The organism is Cellvibrio sp. PSBB006 (assembly GCF_002162135.1).
GTDB lineage: Bacteria > Pseudomonadota > Gammaproteobacteria > Pseudomonadales > Cellvibrionaceae > Cellvibrio.
In genome coordinates this window covers 183,321-199,553 of record NZ_CP021382.1, presented here as the reverse complement: position 1 = coordinate 199,553, position 16,233 = coordinate 183,321, and the positions used below count along the sequence as shown (strand labels likewise).

Annotated in this window: 11 protein-coding genes and 1 riboswitch; of the genes, 8 read left to right on the top strand and 3 right to left on the bottom strand. The window is 49.8% G+C overall.

The features are described 5' to 3' along the window. Positions 1–3,726, bottom strand: coding sequence for a nitrate reductase subunit alpha (locus tag CBR65_RS00955; RefSeq protein ID WP_087465124.1), 3,726 nt, complete (start codon positions 3,724–3,726; stop codon positions 1–3). Positions 3,727–4,078: 352 nt separating this feature from the next. On the opposite strand from CBR65_RS00955, the gene CBR65_RS00950 reads away from it, so the two are divergent. Further along, positions 4,079–5,920, top strand: coding sequence for a histidine kinase (locus CBR65_RS00950; protein WP_087465123.1), 1,842 nt, complete (start codon positions 4,079–4,081; stop codon positions 5,918–5,920). A gap of 9 nt (positions 5,921–5,929) precedes the next feature. On the opposite strand, the gene CBR65_RS00945 is transcribed toward CBR65_RS00950, so the two are convergent. Then, positions 5,930–8,590: an MFS transporter gene (locus CBR65_RS00945; RefSeq protein WP_087465122.1), complete on the bottom strand. Its 2,661-nt coding sequence runs from the start codon at positions 8,588–8,590 to the stop codon at positions 5,930–5,932. 123 nt (positions 8,591–8,713) lie between these two features. Beyond that, positions 8,714–10,195 carry a nitrate/nitrite transporter gene (locus tag CBR65_RS00940; protein ID WP_157671937.1) on the bottom strand — a complete coding sequence of 494 codons (1,482 nt, stop codon included), beginning with the start codon at positions 10,193–10,195 and terminating at the stop codon, positions 8,714–8,716. Positions 10,196–10,582: 387 nt separating this feature from the next. Here CBR65_RS00940 and narL point away from each other — a divergent pair, with 387 nt between their 5' ends. The 7 genes from narL to CBR65_RS00905 all read left to right on the top strand — a co-directional run bounded on the left by narL (position 10,583) and on the right by CBR65_RS00905 (position 16,181). Next, positions 10,583–11,230 (top strand): two-component system response regulator NarL, encoded by a 648-nt coding sequence (narL, locus tag CBR65_RS00935; RefSeq protein WP_087465120.1) that lies wholly within the window; start codon positions 10,583–10,585, stop codon positions 11,228–11,230. Positions 11,231–11,259: 29 nt separating this feature from the next. Continuing rightward, on the top strand, positions 11,260–12,507 hold the full coding sequence (glp, locus tag CBR65_RS00930) for a gephyrin-like molybdotransferase Glp (RefSeq protein WP_255377174.1): 1,248 nt from the start codon (positions 11,260–11,262) through the stop codon (positions 12,505–12,507). A gap of 95 nt (positions 12,508–12,602) precedes the next feature. Further along, positions 12,603–12,798, top strand: a riboswitch (molybdenum cofactor riboswitch). Then, positions 12,790–13,770 (top strand): GTP 3',8-cyclase MoaA, encoded by a 981-nt coding sequence (gene moaA, locus CBR65_RS00925; RefSeq protein WP_087465119.1) that lies wholly within the window; start codon positions 12,790–12,792, stop codon positions 13,768–13,770. (Overlaps the previous riboswitch by 9 nt.) A 26-nt stretch (positions 13,771–13,796) precedes the next feature. Beyond that, positions 13,797–14,336 carry a molybdenum cofactor biosynthesis protein B gene (moaB, locus tag CBR65_RS00920; protein ID WP_087465118.1) on the top strand — a complete coding sequence of 180 codons (540 nt, stop codon included), beginning with the start codon at positions 13,797–13,799 and terminating at the stop codon, positions 14,334–14,336. A gap of 6 nt (positions 14,337–14,342) precedes the next feature. Further along, on the top strand, positions 14,343–14,585 hold the full coding sequence (locus CBR65_RS22670; protein ID WP_198300848.1) for a MoaD/ThiS family protein: 243 nt from the start codon (positions 14,343–14,345) through the stop codon (positions 14,583–14,585). 445 nt (positions 14,586–15,030) lie between these two features. After that, positions 15,031–15,330 carry a transposase gene (locus CBR65_RS00910; RefSeq protein WP_012486016.1) on the top strand — a complete coding sequence of 100 codons (300 nt, stop codon included), beginning with the start codon at positions 15,031–15,033 and terminating at the stop codon, positions 15,328–15,330. Further along, positions 15,327–16,181, top strand: coding sequence for an IS3 family transposase (locus CBR65_RS00905; RefSeq protein WP_157671936.1), 855 nt, complete (start codon positions 15,327–15,329; stop codon positions 16,179–16,181). The genes CBR65_RS00910 and CBR65_RS00905 overlap by 4 nt, the downstream gene beginning before the upstream one ends. Positions 16,182–16,233 lie beyond the last annotated feature (52 nt).

Below are 16,233 nucleotides of genomic sequence, written 5' to 3'. Positions count from 1 at the left end.
TTACTCCTCATCCATCCAATCGACGTTATTCATCTTGCGTACGATGACGAATTCATCGCGATTACAACCGACGGTGCCGTAATAGTTAAAACCGTAGGCTTGTTGCGCATAGCCGCCAATCATATGCGTTGGTTTCATCACCGCGCGGGTCACCGAGTTATGAATACCACCGCGGGTTTTGGTGAGGCTGGAACCGGGCACGTTTACGATGCGCTCCTGGGCGTGATACATCATGCTCATGCCTTGCGGAACCCGTTGGGAAACCACGGCTCGTGCGCTGATTGCACCGTTTACGTTAAAGACATCAATCCAATCATTGTCGACAATACCCGCCGCTTTAGCATCAACTTCGCTAAGCCACACGATTGGGCCACCACGTGATAACGTCAGCATGAGCAAATTATCGGAATAGGTACTGTGAATACCCCACTTTTGGTGTGGCGTAATCCAGTTGAGGACCAATTCTTTATTTCCGTTCGGGGTACGATTGTGAACCGGTTCGATGGTTTTCAGATTTACCGGTGGTTTGTAAACACACAGCGTCTCGCCAAAATCGCGCATCCATTCGTGATCCTGGTAAAACTGTTGCCTCCCGGTAATGGTGCGCCAGGGAATTAACTCGTGAACATTGGTATAACCCGCATTATAAGAAACGTGTTCGTCTTCCAGGCCAGACCAGGTCGGTGCGGAGATAATCTTGCGCGGCTGCGCTACGATATCCGCAAAACGAATTTTTTCATCTTCTTTAGGACGCGCCAGATGCGTATGATCCAAACCGGTTTTTTCAGATAAGGCAGCCCAGGCTTTCACCGCGACTTGCCCATTGGTCTCTGGCGCCAGCGATAAAATGACTTCACAGGCATCAATAGCTGTCTCAATTTTTGGTCGTCCTTTATTCGCGCCTTCCTCGTGGTGAACGCGATTAAGCTGCCCCAAAAATTTCACTTCATCTTTTGTATCCCATTTAATGCCTTTACCGCCATTGCCGAGTTTTTCCAGCGCCGGGCCGAGGGAGACAAAACGGTGGTAAGTGTTGGGATAGTCACGTTCTACCTGATGGATATTCGGCATCGTTTGCCCGGGAATTGCCGGACATTCACCTTTCCACCAGGCTTTTACCCCATAGGGTTGTGCCAGTTCTTCCGGCGTATCATGGAGCATGGGTGTCGTAACGACATCCTGTTCTACTCCCAGATGCCCCGTACTTAACTCGGAGAATTTTTTGGCGATGCCTTTGAAGATATCCCAGTCACTGCGGGATTCCCACACGGGATCAATTGCTTTGGATAACGGGTGAATAAACGGATGCATATCCGAGGTATTCATATCGTCTTTTTCGTACCAGGTGGCAGTAGGCAGGACGATATCGGAATACAAACACGTGGTGGACATGCGAAAATCCAATGTCACCCACAAGTCGACTTTACCTTCGGGGGCTTTGTCTCGCCACACCACATCTTCCGGCTTTTTTCCACCGAATTCGCCCAGGTCTTTTCCAAGCAAACCATGTTTCGTACCAAGAAAGTGGCGCAACATGTACTCATGGCCTTTGCCGCTGGACCCCAACAGATTGGATCGCCAAATGAAAATATTGCGTGGGAAATTCTGTGGGTGATCCGGATCTTCACAAGCAAACTTCAACTCACCGCTGGTGAGCTGGTCCACCACGTAATCTTTTACCTCTTTACCGGCCGCTTTAGCCGCAGCACTTATTGTTAAGGGATTGACCGCCAACTGCGGTGCAGAGGGCAACCAACCCATACGTTCTGCGCGGGTATTGAAATCAAGAATAGTACCCGTCCATTTTTCTTTATTGGCCAGAGGCGATACCACCTCACTCATATCGAGTTTTTCATAGCGCCATTGATCAGAGTGATTATAAAAAAACGATGTGCCGTTCATCTGACGGGCGGGACGTTGCCAATCCAGCGCAAATGCCAAGGGCAGCCAACCATTTTGTGGCCGCAGTTTTTCCTGGCCAACATAATGCGCCCAACCACCGCCGCTCTGACCGACACAACCGCACATCATCAACATATTGACGAGACCGCGATAGTTCATATCCATGTTATACCAGTGGTTTAACGCTGCACCGACAATCACCATGGAACGGCCATGGGTTTTATGGGCGTTACGCGCAAACTCACGCGCTACACGGATGACATCGGCGGGATTAACGCCGGTAATTTTTTGTTGCCAGGTGGGAGTATAGGGTTTGTCGTCTGCAAAACTGCTCGCACAGTTGGCGTCGTTTAATCCATTGTCCACGCCGTAGTTAGCAAGCAACAGGTCATAGACAGTAGCCACCAACACTTCTTTTCCAGTCGCTAACACCAAGCGGCGCGCGGGAACCTTATGCAATAAAACGTCACTGTGATCGGTGTGTTGAAAATAATTGTATTCGTGCGTGTTGCAGCCGAAGTATGGGAAAGCAACATCCGCAATTTCATCTGCATTTTCTTGAAGTGACAGTTGCAAATCCACTTCCGTATTTTTTGCTCCCTCCTTCGCTTCCAGATTCCACTTTCCTTCTTCACCCCATCTGTAACCGATTGAACCTTTGGGGCTGACAAGGCGTTGGTCTGCACTGTTGACTGCAATCGTCTTCCAATCCGGATTGTTATGTTCGCCGAGGTTATCCACCAAATCAGCCGCACGTAAAAAGCGCCCCTGGATTAAATGCTCGCCGATTTTTTCCAGGATGACCAACATGGGCATATCGGTGTAACGTTTCACGTAATGAGTGAAGTAGTCACTCTGGCTATCGACATAAAATTCTTTCAATATCACATGACCAAAAGCCATGGCGAGCGCTGCATCAGTTCCCTGCCGCGGCGCCAGCCAGGTGTCACCGAACTTGGACGCTTCGGAATAATCGGAGGTGATAACACACGTCTTGGTGCCCTTATAGCGCACCTCGGTAAGGAAGTGCGCATCCGGCGTACGTGTCTGGGGTACGTTTGATCCCCATACAATAATGTAATTTGAGTTATACCAATCCGCGGACTCAGGGACATCAGTTTGTTCACCCCACACCTGGGGCGATGATGGCGGAAGATCACAGTACCAATCGTAAAAACTTAAACAGTTGCCGCCTATCAAGGATAAATAACGCGCACCCGCCGCGTAAGACACCATGGACATAGCCGGTATGGGAGAAAATCCGGATATACGATCCGGCCCATAAACTTTAGCGGTATAGATATTGGAAGCGGCGATAATTTCATTCACCTCTTCCCAGTGAGCGCGAATAAAACCACCCAAACCACGCCGCTCTTTGTAGCGTTTTGCCTTTGCCGGATTTTCAACAATGAACGCCCATGCATCGACAGGGTCGGTAAATTGTTCACGGGCTTCGCGCCATAAGCGAATCAACTCCTGCCGGATTTTGGGATATTTCAAGCGGTTGGCGCTGTAGATATACCAGGAATAACTGGCACCACGTGGGCACCCACGCGGTTCATGATTAGGTAAGTCGGGACGGGTGCGCGGATAATCCGTTTGCTGAGTTTCCCAAGTCACAAGGCCATCTTTTACATACACTTTCCAACTGCACGAGCCGGTGCAGTTAACGCCGTGTGTGGAACGTACAACCTTATCGTGCTGCCAACGCTGGCGATATGCACGTTCCCATCGACGGTCTTCGTTGGTGGTAACGCCGAGACCATCGGCGAAACTCTCCTGATGCGTTTTAAAAAATCGCAACTTGTCGAGAAGATGACTCATGTATAACTCCTGCTGATGAATCCTGGAATTCGGGAAAAAACGTTTCATCAACAGTATGCTTTACCCCATGCAATCCTGCGCCACCACCGATAAGCACGAAAACCGCACACATACCTCCAAAGTGGTAGTAGAACGATTGAGGTAAAGAGTTGATTTACTGAGAAATTTTTACGATTTGTTGCAAATCGGTCAGACGAAACGGTTAACCGGACACAAAAGGGGTATCCCTTCAGCTCGCCCTGCTTTTTACAGTTTCTGTTCAGCAATACATCCTCTATGATGTCTGGATGAGTGGATGAACCACCGGTACGTCCTTTTTCTATGCTTTTCGTGGCGGCCTTCGAGATTTTTTATGCGTCAATCATCTATTGTGATTCGAATCAGTATTGCCTTGGCGGGCATCGTGGCGTTGTCCATGGCAACCATGATGACGTCTTACTGGATTTCAGATAAAGCGGACAGCGATGCCGCCGCGGTAAATATTGCCGGTTCACTACGCGCGCAAAGTTATCTCTTCGGCATGCTGATCAGTCAGCCAGATAGGGATGAACAGCAGCTCGCGGTAGTGACTAATAAATTGACGCAGACTTGGCAACACCCGATTTTCAACAGCCTGCGCCATGACAATCCACAGTTGCGTGAGACCTACCGCGCCGCCCGTAACTATTGGCAAACAGTGCAGCCACAATTGCAAGCCGGGGCAGCCTTGCAAGATATCCAGCCCGTGCTGGCCGAACAGGTCGACCTACTTAACCAATTGGTCGCCAGCATTCAACATCATGCGGAACGCAATGCACGCAACCTGCGCATGGTTCAGGTTACCGCGTTATTCTTGATTTTGTTGCTTTCAGCGGTTGTCATCTACTGGTTAAAAGCCAAGGTTGAGCAACCCTTATCGGAATTAACCCAAGCAGCAAAACGCGTTGGTCAGGGCGACTTCAGTTACCGTATTGCACCAAAGGAACTTGATGAACTGGGCATACTCGCTCAAACCCACAATCGAATGAGTGAAGCTATTGCGCACATGCATGAGCGCATGGAGGAACAGATTGACCAACAAACCCGGGCATTGCAGCGTAGCAACACGACACTGCAATTTTTGTACGACACAGCAAAGAATATTATTGAGCATGAGCCGCTTGGAATTGATTATGACCGTATCGTGACACGCCTTGCGCAGCTGATTGAAGCCGATGATATTGAATTATGTTTGATGACAGAGATTGGTAACAGTCCATATCTTCAAATCAAACCAGTCGATGATACTGCAACGCCGTGCGCTGCAAAAAATTGCTTCAGCTGCCTAAAAGGCGAAATTATCCGCGATGACAGTAACGGGATGGAAGCCAGCGGGATCGACACTATCGGCGCTTGTCGCTACAGCTTTCCGATGCTTTACGAACAACAGCATTACGGGGTATTGGTGTGCCGTATGAATAACGGCAAAACCCTGGAGCATTGGAAACAGCAGTTAATTCAATCCGTAGCGGACCAACTTGCCGTTGCCCTGAGTTTGCAAAGTCAGGAAGACAATGCGCGCCGTTTGGCACTGGTGCATGAACGTACCGTCATTGCGCGGGAATTGCACGATTCACTGGCGCAGGCATTGTCTTATCTCAAAATACAAGTGACTCGTCTGAACCGCGCGCTTGAAAAAAATGACAAGCCGACCTTGGAAGATGTCTCCGCAGAATTGCAAGAGGGATTGAGCTCTGCTTATCGCCAGTTAAGAGAGTTACTGACCACCTTCCGATTAAAAGTCGATGGACCAGGCCTGCTAAGCTCTTTACAAACCAGTGTTAAGCAGCTCAGCGAACAATGTGAAATAGAAATTACGTTGGACTATCACTTGAATAATCTTCCCTTGACACCCAATGAAGAAATTCACTTGCTACAGATAATCCGCGAAGCAGCCCAAAATGCGATCCATCACAGTGAGGGGAACCAAGTATTGATAAAAGTAGTTCAGGACGAGTTAAAAAATGTTCGTGTCAGCATCGAAGATGATGGCGTAGGCATTTCCCAATCGCCAGAAAAACTCAATCATTATGGTTTGGCTATCATGCAGGAACGCGGCAAAAATCTTGGCGGCGAGTTAACCGTTCGCCGCCGCGATAGCGGTGGTACCGGCGTGTACTTTCGCTTCACACCGGATTATTTACAGCAACGTAATCTCATTGCCCGGCAGTTATAAATTCAGACATCAACAGGGCACAATGGCATTGCGTCGCGCGTAATACCACCATGTCAGAACGAGGCAACTGATATAAAACGCAATAAACCCCATCAAGGCCGCATCGACACCCCCAGTGAGAGCAAACGAAGTACCGTAAGCTTTCGGGATAAAAAAACCGCCATAGGCTGCAATGGCCGAGATAAACCCAATCACCGCCGCCGCTTCGCGATTGCCTTCGATGTCTGCCTGTTCACCTGCGCCCACAGCGCGCTGACGCAAGGTAAGAAACATCACCGGTACCATGCGGAAGGTTGAGCCGTTGGCAATGCCAGCCGCAACAAATAGCAGCAGAAACATTGAAAAGAATCCCCAGAAATGCCCTGTACTACCCTCACCCGGCAAAAACGCTATCACACCGATTACGCCAATGATCATGGCCACAAAAACCCATAATGTCACGCGTGCACCACCCAACTTATCTGCCACTCTGCCACCCACCGGACGCGCCAATGCACCCAGTAACGGACCGATAAAAGCGTAATGCATGGCATTTATATCGGGAAACAACATACCTGACAGCAGCGGAAATCCGGCAGCAAAGCCTATAAAACTACCGAAGGCGCCCAGGTATAACCAACACATCAGCCATGTATGTTTTCGCTTAAAGATGACTGCCTGCTCACTAAAAGATGATTTGGCAGATGCAATATCATTCATACCGAACCAGGCGACGACAGCACCGATAACAATAAACGGAACCCATATCAAAGCTGCATTTTGCAACCACAGCAATTGCCCTGCCTGCGGACCGCTGATGGATATCAAGCCTTCGCCGCCCAGCGGACCGAACACACTGCTCGCAATAACCAAGGGAGCCAGCAATTGCGTCGCGGAAACCCCCAGGTTGCCTAAGCCGGCATTCATACCCAAAGCCCCGCCCTTATCTGCCTTGGGAAAAAAGAAACTGATATTGGCCATGCTTGATGCAAAATTACCGCCGCCAAAGCCGCACAGCAATGCCAATATCAACATCACGAGATACGAGGTTTGGGTATTTTGTAGCGCGACGCCAAGCCACAAACACGGCAGGAGCAATGAAGCAGTAGATATGGCGGTCCAGCGTCGACCACCAAAAGCAGGCACCATAAAACTGTAAAAAATGCGTAGCGTAGCGCCGGACAATGCCGGCAAGGCCACAAGCCAGAAGAGCTGGTTAGGTGTGTAAGGAAAACCCAGTTGCGGCAACTTCACCACCAGGATGCTCCACAAAGACCAGACGGCAAACGCGAGGAATAAGTTGGGAATGGAAATCCACAAATTACGCCGAGCAATCCGCCGACCTTTGCTCGCCCAAAACACTGGGTCTTCCGGATGCCACTCGTGCAATACCAGGGAGTCAGGCGTTGCAAGTTCCGGCAGATCCGTGACGCTCCGCCCTTTGGACCACTCATGCCGCTCCGCCTGCCGAATGGCGTAGTGCATCCAGCCCAGTGAAGCACTGGAGATGAGGAACAGCAGCATAAAGCAGCTTTGCCAGATGCCTACGACATCGTTGAGCATGCCGAAGGTCAGCGGCAAAAAAAATCCGCCCAAGCCTCCAATCATGCCCACCATGCCGCCCACCACGCCAACGTGGCGGGGATAATAGACGGGAATATGTTTGAATACAGCGGCTTTACCAAGGGACATGAAAAACCCCAGCACTGCGGTGAGCAGCGTAAATGCTGTCAAACTCACGGCCAGGCTAAAGTGAATCTGATGGTCCACACCGTGGACGACATAATCCGTTGGGGGATAACTCAGCAAAAAGGTGCTGACCACCGAAGCCACCAATGTCCAGTACATCACTTTTCGCGCACCGTATTTATCCGACAGCCAACCGCCAAGAATACGAAACAGAGAGGCAGGCACGGTGTACAGCGCGGTCACAATACCGGCAGCCACAATCGTCAAGCCGTAAACCTCCATCAGATAATGGGGTAACCATAAGGCCAGTGCGACAAAGGCCCCAAATACAAAAAAATAATAGAGCGCAAAGCGCCACACCCGCAATTCGGTCAGTGGTTGTAATTGTTCATGCAATGGCGTCTTGGTCTGTTGCCGCGTCTTCGCCGCCGGATCAGGCTTCGCCAGCAGGATAAATCCCACCCCCGCTATCGCCATAACCGCTGCATAGAATTGTGCTGTACCTTTCCAACCAAATAACAACAGCAAAAACGGCGCGCCGAAGTTGGTCAGCGCCGAACCCACGTTGCCGGCTCCAAAGATGCCAAGCGCGGTGCCCTGCTTGCCTTGTTCGTACCAGGCCGAGGTATAGGCCACCCCGACAATAAACGAACCGCCAGCAAGACCAACCCCCAATGCGGCCAGCAGCAACATGGCATAACTGTTGGCAAGACTAAGGAGATAAACACAAACGGCGGAGAGGAGCATCAATGAGCCAAATACCCAGCGCCCGCCAAAACGGTCAGTGATGATACCGAGAAAGATGCGGCTGACAGAGCCGGACAGGATCGGGGTAGCCATCAGCAAACCGAGTTGGGTATCACTCAATCCCAAATCCTGCTTGATACTGATACCAAGGATCGAAAATATCGTCCAAACGGCGAAGCAGAGTGTGAAAGCCAGGGTTGATAACCCTAAAGCCCGATACTGCTCAGATCGGGAGACACCACTTACGTTGTTCATCTAATCCCTCCATCAAAACCCTATGGCTATAGGGGTTAATTTGATAGTAGAGAGCTGATGAGGCTAAAACTATGATGCCTTGGTGGAAGAACTCATACCTCGCTGGAGGTAGATTCATTGTGATCAAGGGTTGTAAAAAGTACCTTCACGCCGCAGGTAAAACCAGCCGTTGAGAAGCAAGCACAGTGCATAAAATAACGCGAAGCTGACCATTGCTTGCTCCGGCGTTCCACGTTGTAATTGCTCGGCCAGCAGACCGGGAATATAAAACATACCGTACGCGGCAATGCCAGCCATCCAGGTATTTAAATGGCGCTGCTGACTGGCAGGAAATAAACGTTCGACCGAGAAAAGTACCGACGCATGGCCAGCCCCTGCCGCCGAAAAAAGCACAAACATCAGAAGACAAAACGGAAAAAAATACTGTTCCGGTTCAGGCGCCCGATAGGCGGCACCCAGGTAGAAAGCAGCACCCGCTGCCGCCAACATCATCACCAACGCACAACATTGAGTGGTCCGTGCGCCGCCAAACCGGTCAGCCACCCAACCACCTACAGGCCGCATCAAAATGCCAATGAATGGGCCCATCCAGACATACGTAAAAACGCCCGGCGCATTGGGATTGGGCTGACGCATACCATCCGCAGCCAACACGTAACCAAAGGTCCACTCCAGGGTAAGTGGCAAGGCCGCTGCCAAGCCCAGAAATGACCCGAGACTCATGGAACACATCACGCTCATAACCCATGTGTGTTTGTTATTGAAGATGCTGTAAGGTGAGTGGGCGTTGTCCTGTCGTACCTGCGGAAACAGGCGCAGTAACGCCAACATGATGATCAACATAGCCGCCATTACCAACTCGCGGGATACTTGCAGTCCCATGCCATTGGCCTCTGGTGGCAAGGTCAACCAACAGCCCAGCATACTCACGAGCAAGCCAACCCCTATTGCCCAACTGGTAGAAGCCATTCCCTGCGCAACCGTATTATGGGTGCGCCTGGACTGTTCCGGTGCCAGACCACCGTGACCGCCGCCCCACCGTTCCCATCCAGAAAGCGCTGCCAGCACAAGCAACAACCCCGTCAGCAGTAAAGACCAAGCCCATCCGATGTTTGAAATCCATACCCTGTCCCCTGCAACTGAGCCAAGTAAAGTACTGCTTTCCTTACCGTCGACCAGGATGTGACCGGGCGATTGCCAGAAGCCGAGGGTTACCACCCAGGGCAGGAGTATCAGGCTCGCCGCCATGCCCAGTTGCCCAATGCCGATGCCCAGCCCCAATACCCTGTGCCGTTGATGGTGATGCAAAGAGGTGTCGAGGCGCTGCAAATACAGTGAATAGCAACCACCACCCAGCCCGCTCAACAACGCCAGCACCTGCAACGTCTCTAGCGTGGCGTGGTATTGCAAAGCCACCGCCATGCCAAGGGCTGGAAGTACCAGCAAAGCCATAGACAACCCCAACACCCACGGCGAGGTAAACTGGGGCAGCAGAAACCCCAAGGCAATCCGCAGGCTGCCGCCCGCCATCCCGGCAATCGCGATAAGGGAAAAAAGTCCGTTCAGGGAATAGGGGTAACCGACTTGCAGCAACATGACAACCACAACGCTCCAGCTAAACCACACGCCATGCCCACACAATACATAACCGCTGATTAAACCGGCCCGTAGATGGATGGATGTAGAATTTCCTCCGTGTCTGAGTTCCTGATGCAGCATCGCAGATGGGTCTCACCGTTGGGGATAAGGAGGAAGAGATTCAGCACATATCACTATGCAAGCTCTGCGGAGAAGGCTCAATTGCTCTTAAGGGTTAACCAACTTCGCTTGCTATTTTTTTAGTAGTACCTATTTCGGGGTAATGCCAAGTGGAGTAAAAACTCTTTGGAGATATCATCGATTTATCCAACCACTTTCGCCCTTGCCAAGCCTCCTTCCCTGCCATCACAATGAAGCGCAAGGGATTTTTTCTTTTTCCACCGGAGACTAACCATGACGCAAACCTCCACTGTTTTACTTGTCGACGACCACCCTTTGTTGCGCAAAGGCTTACAACAACTGCTCAGCCTGGCAGACGATCTGGAGGTGGTTGGTGAGGCGAGTAACGGAGCGGACGCTGTCACATTGGGCGTTGAACTGGACCCGGATCTGATTCTGCTGGATCTGAATATGCAAGGTATGAATGGCCTGGAGACCTTGAGTCGTTTGCGGGATCAAGGCGTCACCTCCCGCATCGTCATGTTGACAGTCTCGGATGCCGATGAGGATGTTCTGGAAGCCATCGGGCGTGGCGCGGACGGCTATTTGCTGAAAGATATGGAACCGGAACAATTACTTGAACACATCCAGCGCGCTTTGCAAGGCAAGCTGGTCATGAGCGAAGCTGTAACCCAAGTCCTGGCCAGCGCCATTCGTAAACCACAAAAAAATCCGCTCACCTCGCTAGAAAGTCTCACCAGCCGCGAGCGCGACATTATCAAGCTAATTGCAAAAGGTCTTAGCAATAAACTGATCGCACGAGAGTTGGACATATCCGATGGTACGGTAAAAGTTCATGTCAAACATCTACTGAAAAAATTGGGCCTTCGTTCACGGGTTGAAGCCGCCGTATGGATGGTCAACCACAAATCTGGCGAGTGAGCCGTCGTTATAGGTAGGAGGTAAACTCAGTGAAAAGCTGTTGCGACGAGCATCATTTATTACCCATTGAAGATGCCTTAGCGCAGATGAAGACCCGCGTGAGCTCGGTGACTCATATTGAGCGAATCGGTCTCACACAAGCGCTTGATCGAGTATTGGCACACGACCTCATCGCGCAGTTCAACGTGCCCGCCCAGGCAAATTCTGCAATGGACGGGTACGCGATACATCTTGATGACACACACGCGTTACCCAAGAGCCTGCGTCTGATCGGAAGCGCCTTGGCCGGCCATCCGTTTGACAGCGAAGTGGTACCGGGAACCTGCATACGGATCATGACTGGCGCTCCCATTCCTGCTGGTGCTAATTGTGTCGTCATGCAAGAAAATGTCGACGTTATAAACGCAGGTGATCGTCAATTCATCAAGCTGAACCAACATCCACGCCCCCTGGAAAACATTCGTCAACGCGGTGAAGACATCGCCGAGGGTGATGTAGTTATAGCGAAAGGAAAACGCCTGAATCCGTTGGATATTGGATTAATCGCTTCATTGGGCATGGCGGAAGTCGATGTGTTTCGGCGGCTTCGCATCGCCGTGCTTTCTACCGGTGATGAACTCATACCACCTGGCGAGGCCTTACCCTCCGGCAGTATTTACGACAGCAATCGCTACAGCATCATTGCCCTGCTCCAACGTTTGCATGTGGAGGTCATTGATGTGGGATTGATTCCGGATCAGCCCGACACCCTTCGCAACGCTTTTATTGATGCAGCTGAACAAGCCGACGCCGTAATATCCACTGGCGGGGTTTCTGTCGGCGATGCGGATTATGTAAAAGACGTGCTGGGCGAGCTAGGGCAAATAAATTTTTGGAAAGTGGCGATCAAACCCGGAAAACCTTTTGCCTTTGGCCAATTAGGGCAGAGTTATTTTTTTGGTTTGCCGGGAAATCCGGTCTCTGCCATGGTCACCCTTCATCAACTCGCGCTTCCTATACTCCGACATATGGCCGGAGAATATATTCCTCCCTCAATAACATTCACGGTAAAAGCCGAATCAGCCATAAAAAAAAGAATTGGTCGCACTGAGTATCAACGCGGCCGACTGACCAACAGCGAGGGTAATCTTTACGTGAACACCACTGGAGCGCAAGGCTCGGGCGTGATGACCTCCTTTAGTGACGCGAATTGTTATATCGTTTTGGAATGCGAACAAGGTTCGGTGGATGCACACGATCTCGTTAACATTCTTCCCTTTGATCGCTTTATTCAATAAATGAAATCTGCTTCTTGCAGACCCAGCCATACCTCTAAAGAGGTATGGCAACTGTCACTTGAGGTGAATAAAAAGCCCGTCACTTTGGCGCTATCCTTACAACTAACGCCGAGCCTTTCGTACCTAACGGGATACCTTTAGCGGAGTTCTGATAATAGAACTTGATGGTTCCCCAGACTCTGGTGAAAAGGCCGCGGACCCTGTGATGTCCGCCGGGTTTACCGGGAAACGGGTAGACCTCCTGCATTTAGCTCTACCTGAGCTACGGAAAGGTGCCCGCTTATGTTGATTGATCAGTATGCTCGCCGTTTTACCTATTTACGTTTATCCGTCACTGAAGCATGTAATTTCCGCTGCAATTATTGTCTTCCCGAAGGCACCGATTGCGATACCACTCGCCGCGCACAGGATCTCACGTTGCCCGAAATTCGCCGCTTGGTAACGGCATTCGCACAGCTGGGAACATGCAAGATACGAATCACTGGCGGTGAACCCTCTTTACGCCGCGACTTGGCTGACATTATCGCAACCTGCAAAGCCGTTCCCGGAATTGAAAAGGTTGCGCTTACCACCAATGGCTATCGCTTGTTACAAGATTTGCCCGCCTGGAAAGCAGCGGGACTAGATGCAATTAACGTGAGTGTGGATAGCCTGGACACCGCCCGTTTCGAAATGATTACCGGTCATGACAAATTGCAAAAAACGCTAAAGGGCCTGGCGCTGGCTGAAGAGCTTGGTTTCTCAAACATAAAAATCAACAGCGTTTTAATGCGCGGATTTAACGACGATACATTGGATGATTTTTTTGAGTTCGTTCGCACGCGCCCGCTAACCGTTCGTTTTATTGAATTAATGCAGACCAGCGACAATCGTGAATTTTTTGATCGTCACCATCTAAGTGGTATGAGCATAGTCGAACGTTGCCTTGCTCGTGGTTGGCAGGAGCGTGAGCGTTCATCACATGCGGGCCCTGCTCGGGAATTTTTTCACCCTGCTTATCGCGGTGGCATTGGGCTAATCATGCCCTACAGCAAAGACTTTTGTACCACATGTAATCGCTTGCGTGTATCCAGTGATGGCAAATTGTTCCTGTGTCTTTTCGCAGACGACCATCAAAACATCCGTTCATTATTGCAAGCAGATCGGCATCATGTAGAACTGTTGAATTACTTGCAAAGTACAGTCAGCGAGAAAAGTATTTCTCATAATTTACACCAAGGCAATACAGGATCGACCCGTCAATTAGCGATGATCGGCGGTTAAACACAGTATTCAGTTGTGGAGTTTTTATGGCACATTCATGTTCAAATGAACACATTCCTTTGGGAATTGCAGTACTCACTGTTTCCGATACCCGCAATTTTGAAAACGATACCTCTGGTGCTTATTTGATTGATGCCCTGAAAACCGGAGGGCACCTACTCGTCGAACGAGCCTTAGTAAAAGATGATATTTATCAGATTCGTGCGCAGGTATCGCAATGGATCGTTAATGAAAAGGTACAGGTAATATTGATTACCGGTGGAACAGGTTTTACTGAAAGAGATTCAACGCCGGAAGCCGTAGTGCCTTTGTTAGATAAGCGAATTGAAGGTTTTGGCGAACTATTCCGACAACTTTCATGGGAGGAAATCGGTACATCGACGATTCAGTCCCGCGCAATCGCCGGCCTCGCCAATCGTACGCTGATTTGTTGTCTACCGGGATCTACCGGTGCGTGTCGCACAGGATGGGAGAAAATACTCGAAAAACAACTCAACGCGCGGCAAGGACCTTGCAATTTTGTCCCACATTTAATCCAGCAACCGATTTGCTCAAGCCGGGGATAGACTAGATTGAAAGTCTTATTTTTTGCGAATTTGCGAGAACAATTAGGCATGGATGAAATCGAGCTTGATAGCTTTTCGGGAAACACTGTTGCTGATGTTCGCAGACACCTTCTCCGGCGTTATCCAGATTGGGAAATATTCTTCGAAAGAAGATTGTTATGTTCCCTTAATTATAAATTGGTCTCACTAGAGGAGTCAGTTTTTCCTAATGATGAAATAGCATTCTTTCCAATGGTAACAGGCGGATGAACTAAGTTTACTTTCCCAATAGAAGGCAGACGTCTGCGACTAATACAAATTAGGGGATACTCCTAATTTAAATCACAAGAATCTTTTTAATTCTATACTTTTCTTAATAAAATTCAGATTCAGGCCTCATCTTCATGCTTATCTCCTGTATTCGAGATCATTGGATCGGCGGAAGAAGTGACACGATCAAATTTTTCGAACCACTCAAGAATACCTAGCTGCTCTTCCACTTTCGTTATGCTCAACATTACAATGTTGATTCAAGTTTTAAAGCGTTTGGCCACTTGTAATAAGGGCTCGATGGGCTAGGCCATATGCCTTTTTACGAAGATTATGACGTTTTTATTAAGGCATTTATGACGGCAATAAAACCTTAACCTGAAGTGGTCTAATTAGACCGGACACCAAGTTAAGCGGATAATACCGTAAAACATCAAGGTGTCCTATGACCAAGCAAACACGAAAGAAATATACGCCTGAATACAAACTTGAAGCCATCGCCCTGGTTCGCGATCAAGGCTTCAGTATAGGTGAGGCAGCGGCCCATCTGGATATCAATCACAATATGCTACGCCGCTGGCTAAAAGAGCATGAAGCTCAGCCTTTTAGTGATTACCAGGGAAAAGCCGGGATGACCCCCGAGCAAAAACGTATCCGTGAACTTGAAAAACAAGTGCGCGAGCTACAGTTGGATAATGATATTTTAAAAAAAGCCAGCAGCTACTTCGCGAAGCATATGCGGTGAGATTTGCGTTTATCCGAGAGCATGCTTCGCGCTGCCGGGTAAAACACTTGTGTCGCATGCTAAGTGTCAGTCGCAGTCGTTATTACGAGTGGCTGGGACAGCAACAGGATAAGCCTGATCCGGAACAGCAGAGGTTTGAAACCTGCATGCGCGCATTGTTTGTTGAATCCAACAGCAGCATGGGCAGCAGACGCATGGCGCGGCGATTACAGGCACAAGGTTTTGCGGCGGGGCGGTATCGGGTACGACGACTGATGAAAAAGCTGGGGCTGGTAGTTAAACAGAAGCGTAAGTTTCGTATTACCACCAACAGCAACCATAAATTGCCGGTAGCGGAGAATATACTTGATCGGCAGTTCAATCCGGTTACACCGAATCAAGCCTGGGCTGCAGACATTACTTATATTTGGACAGCAGAAGGATGGCTGTACCTGGCGGTGGTGATTGACCTGTATTCGCGGCGGGTTGTTGGCTGGTGCATGGATAAACGGCAAACGAAATCGCTGGTGATTCGCGCATTGATGATGGCGGTGAATATGCGCAAGCCATCGGCGGGACTCATTCACCATTCGGATCGTGGTTCGCAATATGCGAGCCTGAAGTATCAGACTTCATTGAAGCAGCACGGTATTGTGTGTTCCATGAGCCGCAAGGGAAATTGTTGGGACAATGCTGTTGTGGAGCGCTTCTTTAGCAGCCTGAAACGGGAGTGGATCAGGGATAATTTGTATCGCCATCGAGAAGATGCAATTCGGGATGTGCGAGCTTATATTGTGACCTGGTATAACTCGCGAAGACCACATTCAACTCTGGGCTACAAAAGCCCGATTGAATTTGAAAAGTGTGCTTAACTTTTTGTCCGGTTTTTGTTGACCATTACAACCTTCTGTCCTGTAGTGGCAT